The organism is Bacteroidota bacterium, from assembly GCA_016720935.1.
Taxonomy (GTDB): Bacteria; Bacteroidota; Bacteroidia; order AKYH767-A; family 2013-40CM-41-45; genus JADKJP01.
This window is the reverse complement of sequence record JADKJP010000004.1, coordinates 77,258-94,958: the sequence shown is the minus strand read 5'-3', so window position 1 is coordinate 94,958 and position 17,701 is coordinate 77,258. Positions and strand designations below refer to the sequence as shown.

At 42.0% G+C, this 17,701-nt stretch carries 13 protein-coding genes; 12 read left to right on the top strand and 1 reads right to left on the bottom strand.

The features are described 5' to 3' along the window. Nucleotides 1-19 precede the first annotated feature (19 nt). The 4 genes from IPP86_04595 to IPP86_04580 all read left to right on the top strand — a co-directional run bounded on the left by IPP86_04595 (nt 20) and on the right by IPP86_04580 (nt 6,072). Nucleotides 20-4,006: a hypothetical protein gene (locus tag IPP86_04595; protein ID MBL0137795.1), complete on the top strand. Its 3,987-nt coding sequence runs from the start codon at nt 20-22 to the stop codon at nt 4,004-4,006. 41 nt (nt 4,007-4,047) lie between these two features. Beyond that, the gene (locus tag IPP86_04590) at nt 4,048-5,109 is read left to right on the top strand and encodes a PorV/PorQ family protein (GenBank protein MBL0137794.1); all 1,062 of its coding nucleotides are present in this window, start codon (nt 4,048-4,050) and stop codon (nt 5,107-5,109) included. A gap of 91 nt (nt 5,110-5,200) precedes the next feature. Next, nucleotides 5,201-5,674 carry a transcription elongation factor GreA gene (gene greA, locus IPP86_04585; protein MBL0137793.1) on the top strand — a complete coding sequence of 158 codons (474 nt, stop codon included), beginning with the start codon at nt 5,201-5,203 and terminating at the stop codon, nt 5,672-5,674. A 2-nt stretch (nt 5,675-5,676) separates the two neighbouring features. Beyond that, nucleotides 5,677-6,072: an HIT family protein gene (locus IPP86_04580; protein ID MBL0137792.1), complete on the top strand. Its 396-nt coding sequence runs from the start codon at nt 5,677-5,679 to the stop codon at nt 6,070-6,072. Here IPP86_04580 and ruvC read toward each other — a convergent pair. After that, the gene (gene ruvC, locus IPP86_04575) at nt 6,065-6,628 is read right to left on the bottom strand and encodes a crossover junction endodeoxyribonuclease RuvC (GenBank protein MBL0137791.1); all 564 of its coding nucleotides are present in this window, start codon (nt 6,626-6,628) and stop codon (nt 6,065-6,067) included. The genes IPP86_04580 and ruvC overlap by 8 nt on opposite strands. Nucleotides 6,629-6,680: 52 nt before the next feature. Here ruvC and IPP86_04570 point away from each other — a divergent pair, with 52 nt between their 5' ends. The 8 genes from IPP86_04570 (at nt 6,681) to IPP86_04535 (ending at nt 17,673) form a co-directional block, all read left to right on the top strand. Next, complete coding sequence (locus tag IPP86_04570) at nt 6,681-7,667, top strand: flippase-like domain-containing protein (protein ID MBL0137790.1); 987 nt, start codon at nt 6,681-6,683, stop codon at nt 7,665-7,667. Beyond that, nucleotides 7,664-8,797, top strand: a complete 1,134-nt coding sequence (locus IPP86_04565; protein ID MBL0137789.1) for a glycosyltransferase — start codon at nt 7,664-7,666, stop codon at nt 8,795-8,797. The genes IPP86_04570 and IPP86_04565 overlap by 4 nt, the downstream gene beginning before the upstream one ends. A gap of 300 nt (nt 8,798-9,097) precedes the next feature. Next, complete coding sequence (gene dnaE, locus IPP86_04560) at nt 9,098-12,685, top strand: DNA polymerase III subunit alpha (GenBank protein MBL0137788.1); 3,588 nt, start codon at nt 9,098-9,100, stop codon at nt 12,683-12,685. Between the two features lie 94 nt (nt 12,686-12,779). Beyond that, on the top strand, nt 12,780-13,100 hold the full coding sequence (gene trxA / locus IPP86_04555; protein ID MBL0137787.1) for a thioredoxin: 321 nt from the start codon (nt 12,780-12,782) through the stop codon (nt 13,098-13,100). Nucleotides 13,101-13,359: 259 nt separating this feature from the next. Then, a complete protein-coding gene (locus IPP86_04550; protein ID MBL0137786.1) occupies nt 13,360-14,286 on the top strand; it encodes a DUF58 domain-containing protein in 927 nt (308 codons plus the stop codon). Between the two features lie 81 nt (nt 14,287-14,367). Further along, the gene (locus IPP86_04545; GenBank protein MBL0137785.1) at nt 14,368-14,697 is read left to right on the top strand and encodes a winged helix-turn-helix transcriptional regulator; all 330 of its coding nucleotides are present in this window, start codon (nt 14,368-14,370) and stop codon (nt 14,695-14,697) included. 272 nt (nt 14,698-14,969) lie between these two features. Beyond that, on the top strand, nt 14,970-15,812 hold the full coding sequence (locus IPP86_04540; GenBank protein ID MBL0137784.1) for an arsenite methyltransferase: 843 nt from the start codon (nt 14,970-14,972) through the stop codon (nt 15,810-15,812). A gap of 556 nt (nt 15,813-16,368) precedes the next feature. Further along, nucleotides 16,369-17,673 carry a hypothetical protein gene (locus IPP86_04535; protein MBL0137783.1) on the top strand — a complete coding sequence of 435 codons (1,305 nt, stop codon included), beginning with the start codon at nt 16,369-16,371 and terminating at the stop codon, nt 17,671-17,673. The last annotated feature ends 28 nt before the right edge of the window (nt 17,674-17,701 follow it).

Here is a 17,701-nt window from a genome sequence, read left to right as displayed (position 1 = left end):
TTTTAAATCGCGTAAAAAAATGACTCGATATACCATGATTAAATTCGCCAAAGCAATGTTCTTATTCCTTGGGCTGTCAGTGCTCACTCAGGGAAAAGAAAACATCGGACAGCACAGGATGGCGGCTCCGGATGCAGGCAGCCACAAGGTTTTTGCCGGTTGTACTCCTTCAAAGGGAAGGGCAGATCTTGATATTAATAATGTCCGTACACCGATTTATATCAACGGTGATATGTGGTGGGATCTTGTAGGTAATGCCGAATACGAAGTACCGTATGGTTCCGGTAAGCATTCACTTTTCTCCGGAGCAATCTGGGTGGGCGGACTGGACAACCAGGGTAACCTTAAAATGGCAGCTCAGACCTATCGTCAGTCAGGAAGTGATTTCTGGCCGGGTCCATTGGATACGACCAATGCAACCATCACGAACGATGTGTGTCAGAAATACGACAAACATTGGAAGATTACAAAAGCGGAAGTCGCGGATTTTGTAAATTATTTCAATGCTCACAGCGGAGACCTGGATGGTTACGATGTTCCGGATGCCATCAAGACATGGCCGGGAAATGGTGATGCAACTTTATTTCAGGGAAAATATCTTGCTCCATTTGAAGACATCGATTCAAACGGAGTTTATGATTATCAAAGCGGAGACTATCCAAGATTTAATCTTTCTTCTACTGAACAAAGATGCGGTGAGTATCTTCTCGGTGATCAGACTATCTGGTGGGTGTTCAATGATGCCGGTAATACACATTCTGAAACCGGAAGCCGTTACAACATCGGTGTGGAAATCCAGGCCCAGGCTTTTGGATTCAATACCAACGATGAAATCAATAACATGACTTTCTACAAGTACAAAATCATTAACCGTGCTTCTACAATTCTGAACAATACCTATTTCGGTTCATGGGTAGACGCGGATCTTGGAAATGCTTTCGATGACTATGTGGGTTGTGATGTAAAGCGTGGTTTTGGATATTGCTACAATGGAGACGCGGATGACGATGGTGCAACCGGTTACGGTTTCAATCCTCCTGCTATCGGTATGGACTTCTTTGAAGGTCCTATCGCTGACGATAGTGACCATGTCGACAATGACCGTGATAGTGTGATTGACGAAGCGGGTGAGCAAATCATCATGTCTAAGTTCGTTTATTATAACAACGACTTTTCCAACATTGGAAACCCTTCTACTGATCTTCACTATTACAATTATCTCCGTGGTATCTGGAAAGATGGATCAAAACTGCTTTATGGTGGTAATGGCTATCAGTCAGGTGGTGATAGTTGTGATTTCATGTTCCCGGGAGAAACCGATCCTGCGGGATGGGGGACTCATGGAGTAACAGGATTGTTCCAGTGGTCGGAGAACTATCCAAAACCCGGTGATCCGCCAAACCAGCCGGATGACCGTCGTTTCCTCCAGTCGGCAGGTAGCTTTACACTTCAACCCGGAGCTGTGAATTTTATCACTACAGGAGCTGTTTGGGCAAGAACTTCATCAGGTGGACCTTTGGCTTCCGTGAAATTGTTACGTCTTGCGGATGATAAAGCACAGATACTTTTTGACAATTGCTTTAAAATTGTTGACGGACCGGATGCTCCAAAACTCACCATTCGTGAGCTTGACAGAGAATTGATCATGTCTTTGTCCAATCTTCCGAGTTCAAACAACTACAAAGAGTTGTATAAAGAAAAAGATCCTGCTGTAACATCAACTCTTTCTTATTTCACTTTTGAAGGATATAAAGTTTACCAGGTTGCTTCTCCTGATGTAACGACGAATGATCTGAAGAACGCTGATAAAGCGCGTTTGGTTTTCCAGTGCGATATTAAAAATGGTGTTGCGCAAATCGTGAATCAGTATTTTCAGCCTGACATGAATGCATTTGCTCCGGTTGAGGAGGTAAATGGTGAAGACAATGGATTGCGTCATACATTCCGGGTTACAACTGATGCATTCTCTTCCGGTGATCCGACTCTTGTAAATCACAAGACTTATTATTTCCTGGCAATTGCCTATGCTTACAATGCTGATGAAGCGACATTTGATCCTTATGTTGAAGGATTGAGTGCACCTTACCTCGCGGGCCGTCGTGGTGCTACAGGAACAGGTATTGAAGTGTATACAGCGATCCCTCACATTTCTACACCTGAATCCGAAGGATTGGTGTTGAGTACATTCTATGGTGATGGTCCGGAAATTACACGTGTTACCGGTCTTGGTAATGGTTACAATATCGGTTCTGATCGTGGTACTCTTGATCTGAAACAAGATCAGGTGAATGAAATCATTTTTAATCAGGGTAAAAGTAAAATTGATTTCCCTACATATCAGGCTGCCAGAGGTCCTGTGGATATCCGCATTTATGACCCAATGAAAGTGGTTCCGGGTAATTTTGAATTGTGGCTTACTGATACAGCAACTTCAACCGGTAACTGGAGATTGAAAAACATGAACACAGGCCAGACGGATAATTCAATCAAGACTCTTGAATTCCCTTATGACCAGTTGTTCGAGAATTACGGTTTCTATGTAAGTATCAACCAGGTGAAAGCTCCGGGAGAATATCCTGCGGGAGGTAATGGGTTTATTGAGGCTTCTGTGACTTATTCAGATCCAAACAGCCGTTGGCTCGGCGGAGTTCCGGATATTGACGGAGATGAACAATTGAACTGGATCCGTTCCGGATCTTGTGACGCGACTCCTTGTCCAGACTGGGATGGAATTGATGATCCTGAAGTGTATGAAAGAATTCTTGGTGGAACATGGGCTCCTTTCCGTGTTGTAAATAATGATGGTACTGCAGATAAATTAGCTCCTGCTTCTTCCGTGGAACCAGCTTCCACCGGTAAATTATCACAGGAGTTGGATTCACTTCGATTCCTTGATGGAATTGATGTAGTCTTAACAAACGATAAGAGTAAATGGAGTCGTTGTGTTGTATTTGAAATGAACTATCGTTTTCAGGATGCTGAAGGAAAAGCCCTGAAAAACCTTCTTCGCCGTCATCCTTCCATGAATATCGATGGAACTTATAGCACTACCGATTCAGGTTACAGCTGGTTCCCGGGATATGCAATGGATGTTGAAACCGGTGAGCGTTTGAATATTGCATTTGGTGAGGATTCCTATATCACACCGGATAACGGTTACATCGGTGAAACAGGAGGAGATATGAAATTCAATCCTACCTCGACTTATTTCTATCCAACAGATACAAATGCTACTCCAAGAGTAATTGCTGGTGGCAAACATTTCCTGTATGTTTTTGGAAGAAAAAATGTTCATAATGTCGTTAATCCTACAGATACATCTTATTGGGGACCTGCATATGATGGTTGTGAACATCTCCACTCAAAATTGTGGAAATTACAACGACCGAATGCGACTACTTTAACCAATGCTGAGAAAGTTACGTTAACTGAAGTCTGGAAAGATTGTATGTGGGTAAGTATTCCGATGGCGGTTCCTGCTCAGTCCTGGTTGTCAAGTGATGCGAAGATTCGTTTGCGCATGACACACCCGTATCGCACTTTCACCAATGATTCAACTGCCAACGGTAACGATTACAAGCCATATTACCGTTTCAGCACTGATTCAAAAGTAGGTTTGGTTAAACAGACTGAAGTTGCAAAATCAGCTTTGGACATTATCAATATTGTTCCAAATCCATATTATGCTTACTCCGGTTACGAGCAAAATCAGCTTGACAACCGTGTGAAGATTGTGAATCTTCCTCCGAAATGTACAGTTCGTATTTATTCTCCGGCCGGAGTATTGATCCGCACGTACAAACGTGATGCTCCCTTGGACAATTCCTCCGGTTCTACTTTCCCTGAAAGCAATTCCAGTACATCGATTGATTGGGATTTGAAAAACTCAGTGGGTGTTCCAATCGCAAGTGGTATGTACATCATCCACATTGATGCACCGGGAGTTGGAGAGCGCACCATCAAGTGGTTTGGCGCGATGCGTCCGATTGACCTGGATACATTCTGATTTTCATTCCTGATTTTACACACGCACGAAAAAACATTAATATGAAAAATATAATGAGAGGCAAGAAGTTATTGGCGGGTTTACTCACGATCCTGTTGCCGGTTGTTTCAAATGCCGGTAATCCTGACCGTGCAGGTCAATCCGGAGCTTCAGAACTCCTGATCAATCCATGGGCAAGATCCAGCGGATGGGGTGGAGCGAACAGCGGTGCTGTTCATGGCCTGGAAGCAACATTCTTAAATGTCGCGGGTATCGCGTTTACCAAAAAGACGGAAGTGATCTTCAGTCATACCAACTTCCTGAAAGGAAGCGGAATCAACATCAATGCATTTGGTATCAGCCAAAAAGTAGGTGAAGCAGGCGTGCTTGGCTTGTCCGTGATGTCAATGGATTTTGGTGATATCCAGGTAACCACTGTTGAATCTCCTGAAGGCGGACTCGGTGAATTTTCTCCGCAATACATCAATCTCGGATTGTCTTACGCGAAGATTTTCTCGAATTCAATTTATGGCGGAATGTCTGTGAAAATCATCAACGAAAACATTTCGAATTTGTCGGCAAAAGGAATCGCGATTGACGCGGGAATCCAGTACATGACCGGTACCAACGAAGACAAAGACAATATCAAATTCGGTATTGCTCTGAAAAATGTAGGTACTCCTTTGAAATTTGGTGGTGACGGTTTGTCTTCACGCGCACCTGTTGCTTCCGGAGTTTACCAGTTGACAATTGAGCAACGTTCACAGGGTTTTGAAATCCCTTCTCTTGTAAATATCGGTGGTGCTTACGATATCAATCTGGCGAAAGAACACCGCCTGACAATTGCCGCGAATTTCACATCCAATTCTTTTACCAATGACCAGTATACTGCCGGTCTTGAATATGGATTTAAAAACATCTTTATGCTTCGTGGTGGGTTCACTTACGAACCCGATTTGTTTGATGACAACCTGAGAACGACTGTATATTCCGGTCCTTCTGCCGGTATGAGCATCGAGGTGCCCATGGGGAAATCCGGTAAAAAATTCGGAATTGATTATTCTTTCCGGGCGACTAACCCCTATGATGGCGTTCATTCCTTTGGCGCTAAATTCACCTTGTAAACAAAAAAATTTAAGCTTATATTTGTCTTAACAAAGCAAGACCCCGGGAACAGGGTCTTGCTTTGCTTTATTCATTTCCCAAATTGAAAACATTATGTCAGTACAATATTTCACAGCAGAAGGATTGAAAAAATTACAGGACGAGCTCTATCAACTTAGAAATATTGAGCGTCCTAAGATTTCACAGCAAATCGCGGAAGCACGTGATAAGGGAGACCTTTCTGAAAACGCTGAATATGACGCGGCGAAAGATGCACAGGGACTTTTGGAATTGAAAATTTCTAAGCTCGAAGAAATCGTTGCAAGCGCGAGGCTGGTTGATGAAAGCAAGTTGGATAATACCAAAGCCCTTGTATTGTCAAAGGTGAAAATCAAAAACAAAACCAATGGTTCTGTTATGACTTATCTCCTCGTCGCGGAAAATGAAGCGGATCTGAAACTGGGAAAAATTTCTGTTACCTCACCGATCGGAAAAGGCTTGCTCGGAAAAAGTGTTGGGGATACTGCTGAAATCGCTGTCCCTTCCGGTAAAATTGAATTTGAAATCATTGAAATTTCAAGATAATAATGGCCTCTGTTTTTACACGGATCATTAGCGGAGAAATCCCATCTTACAAGATTGCTGAGGACGATCGTTTTTTTGCCTTTCTGGATATTAGTCCGCTTGCCAAAGGGCATACACTGGTGGTTCCAAAACAGGAAACAGATTATATTTTTGATATAGAGGATGCCCAACACAAAGATCTTTGGGATTTTGCAAAAAGGGTAGCAAAAGCTGTGAAAAGTGCTGTTCCTTGCAAACGGATTGGCATTGCCGTTATAGGATTGGAAGTACCTCATGCTCATATCCACCTGATTCCAATGAACAAGGTCAGTGACATGAACTTTGCAAGTCCGAAATTATCCTTTCCTCCCGATGAAATGGAGGAAATTGCTCAAAAAATAAGGTCTCAGTTTATTTAACAACCCTGCCCGGGTTTGAGGCCAGGAAAGATTTCCAACCGGTATGGGTGCTCCCTGTACCGGTTTCTTTTTTGTGCTGAAAATAATGGCAAATGGCGGCCGCTAATGCATCCGTAGCGTCAAGGTACTCTGGTGCCTCCTTGAAGTGTAAAAGTGTCTGTACCATCGCGGAAACCTGTTCTTTTGAGGCATTTCCGTTACCGGTGATACTTTGCTTGATTTTTTTTGGAGAATATTCAAAAATCGGGATTGTACGGTACAATCCGGCGGCCATGGCAACACCCTGCGCCCGGCCTAATTTCAACATCGACTGCACATTTTTCCCAAAGAATGGAGCTTCGATGGCAAGGTCATCAGGATGGTACTCATCGATCAGGGCAAGCGTTTTCTCGAAAATACGCTTGAGTTTCAGGGCGTGGCCGTCGAGTTTTTGCAGATGTAAAACACCCATGGTAATCACTTCCATCGTGGAGCCCTGGATCCGAATTAATCCATAACCCATGATGTTGGTTCCGGGGTCAATGCCAAGAATAATTCGTTCGGAAGGTACAGGCATAATTTCATGATACAGCTCCACTTTATTTTATGTAAACTTGTTGCGAACCTGTATGGAACAAAGTAAGAGAAATATTTCCAAAAAGACCTGGCTGCTCATTAAATTCATTATCGCGGCTGCTGCCCTTGGGTTCATCTACAAGGCGGTCCTGGACAAGGCGACAGTCGGACAATGGTTGGACATCATTCTTGTTTCCATCAAAGAAGGTAATCATCCCCTGCTCTTTGTTTTGGTTCTGCTTTTTATGTTGTTCAATTGGAGTGTGGAGGCATTGAAATGGAAGAGGATGATTGGTAAAATTGAAAACGTAAGTTTTCTGCGTTCGCTTGAAGCGGTATTCTCCGGACTCACTGTTAGTTTTTTTACACCAAACAGGGTAGGTGAATATGCAGGCAGAGTTTTTCATTTGGGTAGAGCTGATCGTATCGAAGGTACGCTGATCACCGTTATAGAAAATTACAGTCAGCTGCTCGTAACACTCATAACCGGATCTATTGGTACCATTGTTTATCTGAAGTTATTTGTGAACCTTCCCGAATACCTGTGGACTGGTGTCAGCATTCTCCTGATTCTACTTTCGATTGCATGCTTGCTTCTTTTTCTGAATGTATCCATGTTGAGTAATGTTTTCCGGAAATTTAAACTTCCGGCTTCCTGGAATCAATATCCCAGAGTGTTTTCATTTTATTCTACACGCGAATTGTTATCAGTCTTAGGACTGGCATGGGTTCGCTACATGATATTTACTACACAATTTTATTTGTTGCTCAAGATCTTCGGTGTTGAACTGTCATTTCCAATCGCGTTTTTGTTGATCGCGATGACCTATTATGTGATGTCTGTCATTCCAACGATCGCCTGGATGGAAATCGGTGTACGAGGGACAGTAGCCACTTATTTCTTTTCTCCCGTTACGCTTGATCCAATCGCTGTTGTGAATGCAAGCATCACTTTGTGGCTCATCAACCTGGTACTTCCTGCTTTGATCGGTTGTTTTTTTGTTTTTGGATTCAAGCTTGGAAAGAGGAGGGAAGGATGATCTGGATCGGGACATTCCTCCTGATTGCTTCGGTGCTGTACGCCTTGTTTATTATATGGTGTTTGTACGGATGGAGCCGGATTTCTTCTGAACCTGTGCATTCGAATAAAGTATTGCCCGGCGTTTCTGTAATTATTCCTGTTCGGAATGAAGAGCACAGCATTTCTGAAACGTTGACTGCGATAACACAACAAGAGTATCCAAAAAACAACACGGAGATATTGGTCGTTGATGATTGTTCCGTGGATTCAACAGTGAAGGAGATACAAAAATTCATTCAGGAGCATGCTCGGGATCAGATCCGGCTTTTAAGAATGGAAGAAAAAAGTGCAGGGTCAAAAAAAGCAGCCATTACACTGGCTATTCAATCCGCGAAAAATTCCATCCTTCTTGTGACAGACGGCGATTGTGTTGTGCCGGAAACGTGGATCCGAACCTATGTACATGCCTACGGAATGCATGATGTCGAATTCATTGCAGGACCTATCGCATTTCATAAAGGCGGTGGAGCACTGGGATCTGTTCAGTCACTGGAAATGATGGGGCTTGTTGGAATAGCAGCCGCAGGCATTGCACTCGGAAAACCCATGATGTGTAACGGCGCTAACCTTTCGTATACCAAACAAATTTTTCAGGACGTAAATGGGTTTGATGACTCGAAAAACAGAGCTAGTGGTGATGATACACAATTGCTTCTGAAAATTTCCAGGTTGAATAGGAGCAAAGTGATGTTCCTCAAAGATCACGGAGCGATTGTGAAAGCTTCGCCGGTTCATTCCTGGTCACAATTGTGGAATCAGCGAAAACGCTGGGCCTCAAAAATTCCGGTTGCGCTCAGTTCATTTACAATCACTGTAGCCATTGTTTCCTGGTTTACACATGCATTGTTGTTGTTGGGAAGTATTGTTCTTTTCTTTTCTCCAGTCCTTGCTAATTATTTTTTCGTCGCATTATCACTGAAATTAGTTTCAGAATTTCTTCTCCTGTATTCTCTCGCGATATTTTTTAAAAGAAAATCATTGTTATGGCTTTTCATTCCCGCGCAACCTTTTTATTGGATCTATATTACACTCATCGGTATCCTTTCTCCTTTTGGTCGTTATCAGTGGAAAGGGCGGAGGGTGAGGTGATTTGGTTGTTGGTTGTTAGTTGTTAGTTGTTAGTTGTTAGTTCTTTGTGCTTAGTGGTTAGTGCTTAGTGGTTAGTGCTTAGTATTACTTCCACTTCCACTTACTCTTCCACTAACCACTAACCACTAAGCACTAAGCACTAAGCTCTAACCACTAACCCGAAACCAGGAACTCTGAACCCGGAACAAGTTAACGCTGAATTTCTTAGCAAGCGCAAAATTCCGCCTTGCAGAAAAGCCGCTCTTTGTTAACTTTACACCACTATACTGAATTAATTTCCCCTCCCAATATTCCTCATTCATGCCCCAGTTTTCCCATCTGCACGTCCATACGCAGTTTTCTTTGCTTGACGGTGCGGCCGATATATCCGACATGTACAAAAAGGCAGTCAAGGACAACATGCCCGCGATTGCCATCACTGATCATGGAAACATGTTTGGTGTTTTCAAATTTGTAGCGGAGGCGACAAAACACAATACCAAAGAAAATCCGAATACCATCAAACCAATTGTCGGTTGTGAATTTTACCTGGTTGAGAACAGACACAAAAGACAATTTACCAAAGAAGATAAAGACCAACGGTATCACCAGCTTTTTCTGGCAAAGAATCCTGAAGGTTACCGGAATCTTGTCAAGCTGTGTTCGCTCGGATATATCGAAGGATTGTATGGAAAATATCCGCGTATCGATAAAGAACTTGTACTTCAGTATCACAAAGGATTGATCGCGACAACCTGTTGTCTGGGCGCTTCTGTTCCGAGAACAATTTTGAGAAAAGGTGAAAAGGAGGGTGAAGCTGAATTCAAATGGTGGCTGGATTTATTCGGTGAAGATTATTATATCGAGCTTCAGCGTCACGATATACCCGAACAAAATAAAGTGAATGAAATCCTGCTGAAGTGGGCAGTGAAATACAATGTGAAAGTAATCGCGTCGAATGATTCGCATTATGTGAATCAGGAAGATTACAACGCGCATGATATTTTGCTTTGTATCAATACGGGTGAAAAGCAAAGTACACCAATACTGAAAGATTTTGATGATGATGTTTCCATCAAGGGAAAAAGATTCGCTTTCTATAACGACCAGTTTTATTTTAAGAAAACGGAAGAGATGAGCGCTCTCTTTCATGATGTTCCACAGGCGATTGATAACACCAATGAAATCGTTGGTAAAATTCAACCCTTGAAACTCAAGCAGGACATCATGCTTCCGCATTTTAAAATCCCGGCCGGTTTTGATTCGCAGGATGAATACCTGCGTCATCTCACTTATGAAGGAGCGAAAGCGCGTTACAAGGAACTTACACCGGAGATCGAAGAGCGATTGAATTTTGAACTCTTCACCGTGAAGACCATGGGTTTCGCGGGATACTTTTTGATTGTTGCGGATTTCATTAAAGCAGGTCGTGATCTTGGAGTTTTTGTCGGGCCCGGACGGGGATCAGCAGCGGGATCCGCTGTCGCTTATTGCATCGGCATTACCAATATCGATCCGATCAAATACAATTTGCTGTTTGAGCGATTCCTGAATCCGGATCGTAAGAGCATGCCCGATATCGATACCGACTTTGACGATGTCGGTCGGCAAAAGGTGATCGATTATGTAGTGGAGAAATATGGCAAGAATCAGGTAGCGCAAATTGTCACCTATGGTACAATGGCCGCGAAGATGAGTATCAAGGATGTTGCCCGTGTGCTCGACTTGCCACTGGCGGAATCCAACCTCCTTGCCAAGCATGTACCGGAGCGTCCGGGCATTGAATTGCAACGACTCCTTGAAGCACCTCTCGACGGAGAGAAAAGTTTAAAAGAAAAGGAAAACCTCAACAGCGATGAACTGGGTGAAGTAAAAAAACTCAGGGAGATATATAAGGGAACAGATTTACAGGCGCGTGTTTTAAAAGAAGCAGTGATTCTGGAAGGCTCTGTGCGGAATACAGGTATTCACGCTGCCGGAATCATCATCGCCCCGATGGATCTCACGGAATTGATTCCGGTGTCGACATCGAAAGAAACCAATTTGCTGATCACGCAATTTGACGGGAAAGTGATTGAAGATGCCGGAGTAATCAAGATGGACTTCCTCGGATTGAAAACGCTCACCATCATTCGGGATGCGTTGCGACTGATAGAAGAAAACCACGGAATAAAAATCGACATCGACACAATTCCACTTGACGATGTGAAGACGCTTGAGCTTTATCAACGCGGTGAAACAAACGGAACGTTCCAGTTTGAATCCGCGGGGATGCAAAAATATCTGAAAGAACTTCGCCCGGATAAATTTGAAGATCTCATCGCGATGAACGCGTTGTATCGCCCGGGTCCACTGGAATACATTCCGAATTTCATTGCACGAAAAAACGGTCGTGAAGCTGTGAAATACGATCTGGAGGCGATGAAGGAATTTCTGGAGGAGTCTTACGGGATTACTGTTTACCAGGAGCAGGTGATGCTGCTTTCTCAGAAGCTCGCGAATTTCACGAAAGGTGACGCGGATACCCTCCGAAAAGCGATGGGTAAGAAGCAGAAGGAAGTGCTGGACAAAATGAAATCGAAGTTCGTTGAAGGATGTAAATCCAATGGACACGATCCGAAAATTTGCGAGAAAGTATGGACCGACTGGGAAGCTTTCGCGAGTTATGCATTCAACAAATCGCATTCTACCTGTTATGCATTTGTCGCATTTCAGACAGCTTACCTGAAAGCGCATTACCCGGCGGAATACATGGCTTCCGTGCTCACGCACAACCTGAGCAACATCGATAAAATTACATTCTTCATGGAAGAATGCCGGAGAATGGGTATTCCTGTTCTTGGTCCGGATGTAAATGAAAGTTTATATGACTTTGCTGTTAACCGCAAAGGTGAAATTCGTTTTGGGTTGGGAGCAATTAAAGGTGTTGGAGAAAACGCTGTGATCGCGATCATTGAAGACCGTACAGCTGCCGGTCCTTATAAAGATATATTTGATCTTACTCGTCGTGTTACCAGTAAAGCGGCAAATAAAAAATGTCTGGAAAGTCTGGCACAGTCAGGCGCCTTCGATTGTTTCGAAGGTATTCACAGAGCGCAATATTTCGCCGCAGATGCAAAAGACCCATTGCCAGGAATCGAACGTGCCGCGCGTTTTGGTAACGCGATGTCTGCTCAGCAATCTACGATGCAGAATACATTGTTTGGAGAGGATCATCAGGACAATGTCGCCACTCCGGTTCTTGCGAATTGTGAACCATGGAATTCTCTGGAGAAATTAAAACGAGAAAAAGAGGTCATCGGTTTTTATATTTCCGGTCATCCTTTGGATGAATACCGTTTTGAGATCGCGAGTTTTTGTACACATAAGATTGATCAGCTCAATGATCTTGAAAAATTAAAAAACAAGGATATTACCATTGCAGGTATTCTTTCAGAAGTAAATCACCGCATGAGCAAAATGGGAAAGCCATTTGGTACGTTTACCATTGAAGATTATAGCGGCTCCTGCCAGATGGCTTTGTTTGGGGAAGATTATGGAAAGATGAGAGAGTTCCTGGTTCAGGAATCTTTTGTTTATATAAAGGCAAAAGTTCAGTCCCGGTATAATTCACCGGATCAGTTTGAAGCCAAGCCGACAACCATTCAGTATCTTTCTGATATTTCTGACAAGCTTGCCAAATCGATTACTTTAAAAGTGCCTTTGCATGCTGTTTCTGAGAAGTTTCTGACTGATTTGAATATGACGCTAAACAATTCCCCCGGAAACTGTGTTGTAAAGTTCAATATCCTCGATCCTGAAGAGCAAATAAGTCTGGAATTGCCTTCAAAACGCATGAAAATCAAGGTTAACAAGGATTTAATCAGCCAACTGGATGGCTTTAAAGAGCTGGAATACAAGCTCAATTAGCACTGCCATTTTGGCTTCAGCTCATAGAGGGCTCATTTATTGTAAGTATCTTTGCATTCAATTAAATTTTAACAAAAAAGAAGGAAAATACATTATGGCACTTGAAATTAATGACGCGAACTTTGAAGAACTGGTCATGAAATCTGACAAACCGGTACTTGTTGACTTTTGGGCAGAATGGTGTGGACCTTGCCGCATGGTAGGGCCTATCGTTGAAGAACTCTCTAAAGAATATGATGGAAAAGCTGTAATCGGCAAAGTAAATGTCGATCACAATCCGAATATCTCGATGAACTTTGGTATCCGCAATATCCCGACACTTTTGATTTTCAAAAACGGACAGGTTGTGGACAAACAAGTAGGAGCAGTTCCGAAATCAATACTTGCCGGTAAGCTGAATGCTCAATTGAGTTAATTGCTGAGAGGTTATTATTTATTGAGTTATTAAGTAATTAAGTTATTTGGTGACTGAAATTATTAATCGTTAATCGTTGAGGTGAAGACTGAAATGATTAACGATTTTTTTTACATTTAGCTGGTGATATTACAAGTGATTTAGAGTGAATAGTAAAGTGTGAAAATTTAATGTCTATTGCTTCGTTTGATCTTGCAATTACCATAAAATTTTAAACTCTAAAATCAAACAACCAACCCGGAACTCGGAACATTTAAAAATGCCAATCAACCAACACGAAGTACAACTCCTCGGACATCTTGAATTGCTTGCAAGGCAGGTGGTAGAAGGATTTATTACCGGTCTGCACAAGAGTCCTTTTCATGGTTTCTCTGTTGAATTTGCGGAGCACAGATTGTACAATACTGCGGAGTCGACAAAACACATCGACTGGAAATTATTTGGGCGATCGGATAAACTTTTTGTAAAAAGATATGAAGAAGAAACAAATCTTCGTTGTCAGGTGATTCTTGATAATTCATCGTCTATGCATTTTCCCGAAGAAGGAAAAGCAGGAGTGGAGATGAATAAAATTAATTTTTCAGTGCATTGTGCCGCTGCTATCGCTTATATGTTGCGTCTTCAAAGAGATGCTGTCGGACTCAGTATTTTTTCAGATAAAATTGAACTGAATACTCCGGCACGTTCCAGTTCCATTCATCACAAAATGATGTTCAGTGAAATGGAAAAACTGATTACGGATCCGAAAATTCAAACTGGAAAAAAAACAGCTGCCGCAGCGGCATTACATGAAATCGCTGAAACCATTCACAAACGTTCTCTGGTGATTGTATTTAGTGACATGATGGAAAGCGGTGAGAATACGGATGATTTGTTTTCAGCATTGCAACATTTAAAACATAACAAACACGAGGTAGTACTCTTTCATGTAACAGATAAAAAGCGGGAAGAGGATTTTAATTTTGACAACCGTCCTTATTTATTCGTAGACGTAGAATCCGGAGAGCAGGTAAAAGTGCATTCGAATGAAATCCGGAGTACTTATATAGAAGCCATGGCTAACTATAAAAAGGATTTGAAACTCCGTTGTGGTCAATACAGGATCGATTTTGTGGAGGCTGACATTAATGAAGGCTATCGGCATGTCCTTTTACCTTATCTGATCAAAAGGGAGAGGATGGGTTAATTCCTGTTAAAACGAATTCTTTTTTTTAAAACACTTGACAATACCAATCTTTTATCGTAATATTGCGATAGATTATTTGAAATGGGAATTACCAAAACAGAGGAGTTTACTTTAAAGGATAACCGCATCGCGCGTTATGCGAAAGCATTGGCACACCCTGCAAGAGTCGCGATTCTGCAAATTCTTGTACAGCGTCAGACTTGCATTTGTGGTGATCTTGTTGATGAACTTCCTTTGTCTCAGTCTACCATAAGCCAGCATTTGAAAGAACTGAAAAATGCCGGACTGATTACCGGAGAAATTGAAGGAGTAAAAACCTGTTACTGTATCAATGAAAAAGAATGGGAACTCGCCAGCCAGGTGCTGGATTCTCTGTTCAAAAGCATGAAGCAGGGCAAAAAGTGCTGTTGATTTTTTTTGATTTATTATAACGTAATATTACGATAGAAGAATTATGAATTATGAATTATGAGTTATGAGTTATGAATTATGGCTAATTGATCAGCTGTACTTCCATTAAGGTACAATACTCAGTACTCAATAACCCAATAACTCAATAACTTAATAACTTAATAACCTAATAACCCAATAACTTAATAACCTAATAACCTAATAACCCAATAACCCAATAACCCAATAACCCAATAACCCAATAACTTAATAACCCAATAAGCTACATCCCAATGAACGAAATCGAAGAAATCAAAAAAATGGTTCGTGAAAAGTATACAGAAATCGCGACACAGGATAAGGATACCAATGCAAGTTCTTGTTGCGGATCAACTTGCTGTTCGGATGAAGTGTATCATCTGATGGCCGATGATTATTCAAAAATGGAAGGCTATCAGGCCGGGGCTGATCTTGGTCTGGGTTGCGGACTTCCAACCGAATTCGCGAAGATCAAAAAAGGAGATGTTGTGATTGATCTCGGTTCCGGCGCAGGTAATGATTGCTTTATCGCACGTGCGGAAACAGGAGAAACAGGAAAAGTGATTGGTGTTGACATGACCGAAGCCATGATTGCACTGGCAAGAATGAATGCGGAGAAATTGAATTTTAATAATGTTGAATTTCGTCTTGGTGACATCGAGAAAATGCCGGTGACCAGCGCGGTCGCTGATGTTGTTGTAAGCAATTGTGTGCTGAATCTGGTTCCTGAAAAGCAAAAAGCGATCTCTGAAATTTATCGTGTATTGAAACCGGGCGGACATTTCAGCATTTCGGATATTGTATTGAAAGGGACATTGCCGCCATCTTTGTTACGCACTGCTGAATTGTATGCAGGTTGCATCTCCGGGGCGATACAAAAAGAGGACTATCTCGGGATGATAAAAAATGCAGGCTTCGATAATATCATCATTCAAAAAGAAAAACCTATTCATGTACCGGATGATATTTTGAAAGAATATCTCAACGAGGCTGAGCTTACAGAATACAAAAATGCGGGAGTAGGTATTTTCAGTGTGACAGTTTATGCTGAAAAGAAAAAAGAACCTTGCTGTGATCCGGCAGAGAAATGTTGTTGAATTATTAGTTTGTGTCCTTTGCGTTTTTCCGTGATTTTATTTCGCGCAAAGACGCGAAGGACACTAATGTTTTACCGGATTTATTTTTATTAACCATTCTTCATTTGCTTCTTGAAATGGCGATTTGACAATTTTGATTTTTTTTGAACCTGCATTTTTCTAATATTTTCTGAACCAATTGTAAATTTTCATTTTTTTTGGATCTAAGAATGAAAAATGTGTGAAACATGTAACATTCTTGTTGAATTGTGTAATGTTAAATTAAGAGAATTGGGGCAATTTTGTTGATGAATTTTATGTTTACATAAATAACACAATTAACGTTTGTCGATTGTGGTGAATTAATGAGTGAAATACTATTTCGATGCACGAAAACAATGCGGTTCATTTCTATGGATTACCAATGTATGGGTGGGGCGCTTTAGCCGTGCTGGTAATTGTGGTTGGAGTGTGGGCTATTTTGAACAAAAAGAAGAGATAATTCAGTTTTAAAATTCATCTCACTATTTGTTCTTCTTCTAAGGCTTATTTCTTCAACTCTAAAAACATCAAAGCCATGAAATCCTTTCATAAAATATTGTTCCTGTTTTTTGTTATTCAATCAGGAATGTGGCTAATGCCCGAAAAATCAAGTGCACAAGTATCTGTAAGCTTCCAGATCTTTTATGATGACCTGAGTCCGTATGGAAGCTGGATTCAGAATCCTGAATATGGATACGTCTGGATTCCAAATGTGGATCCCGGTTTTACTCCTTACGGGAGTAATGGTTATTGGGTGTACACAGATTTTGGCTGGACATGGGTTTCCAATTATCCTTGGGGCTGGGCACCTTTTCACTATGGACGTTGGTATTCAGATCCTGTATATGGACCAATATGGGTTCCGGGAAATGAATGGGGACCGGGTTGGGTGACATGGAGAAGATCAGAAGGGTATTATGGATGGGCACCAATTGGCCCCGGAATTAGTATCAACATTGCTTACAGCAACTCATACAATGTTCCCCGTGATCAATGGAGATTTGTTCGGGATCGTGATTTTGGGCGAAGAGACATTCATAACTATTATGTGAATTCATCGAATACCACGACGATCATAAACAATTCCACTGTGATCAACAATACGTATATTGATAATTCAAATCATGTAACCTATAATACCGGACCTGAAAGAGCGGAAGTTCAAAAACGTACAGGAAGTAAGATCAATGCTGTTCCCTTGAAAGAATACAATAAGCCAGGTCAGCAGATGAGCAAAGGGGAGTTGCAGATGTACAGACCACGAATAGAAAATAATAATGCGGCCGGTAACAGGCCTGCACCTTCGAAGGTGTCTGATTTGAAAGAGGTGAAACCTGTCAAAGAGAGACATTCAGATGTTCAATCCCCTAATCAAAGTAAGCCGGGAAAAGCACAGCCTGCGCAGCAACCGCGACGGGATCAACCGGTGAAAAAGGTTCAGCCGGGGATTCAACCTAAACAGAATCAACCTAAACAGAATCAACCGAAACGTGATCAACCTGCTATTCATCAACCACAGCAACCCAAAAATCAACAAAAGGATAATCAGCCGGCACAACAACAAAAACGTGTTCAGCCACAACAGCCACAGAATAAACCAGACTTGAATCAACCGGCTGAGCAACCACGTCGTGATCAGCAAAAGCAGCAGCAGGCAAAGCCACAGCAAAATCAATCGCCTCGCCAACCATCAACGCAGCCGAAACAGGAGCAGCGTGCGGTACCACATCCTCAAAACCGGCCTCCGGTTAGGCAAAAGCCTGCACAACAAAAACAGCAGAATGTAAATCCTGAAAAGGATCGCCCATCACAAAACGAAGATGCTAAACATCCGAAGTAAGCGGAAGTTGAAATTTGTATTTGAAAAG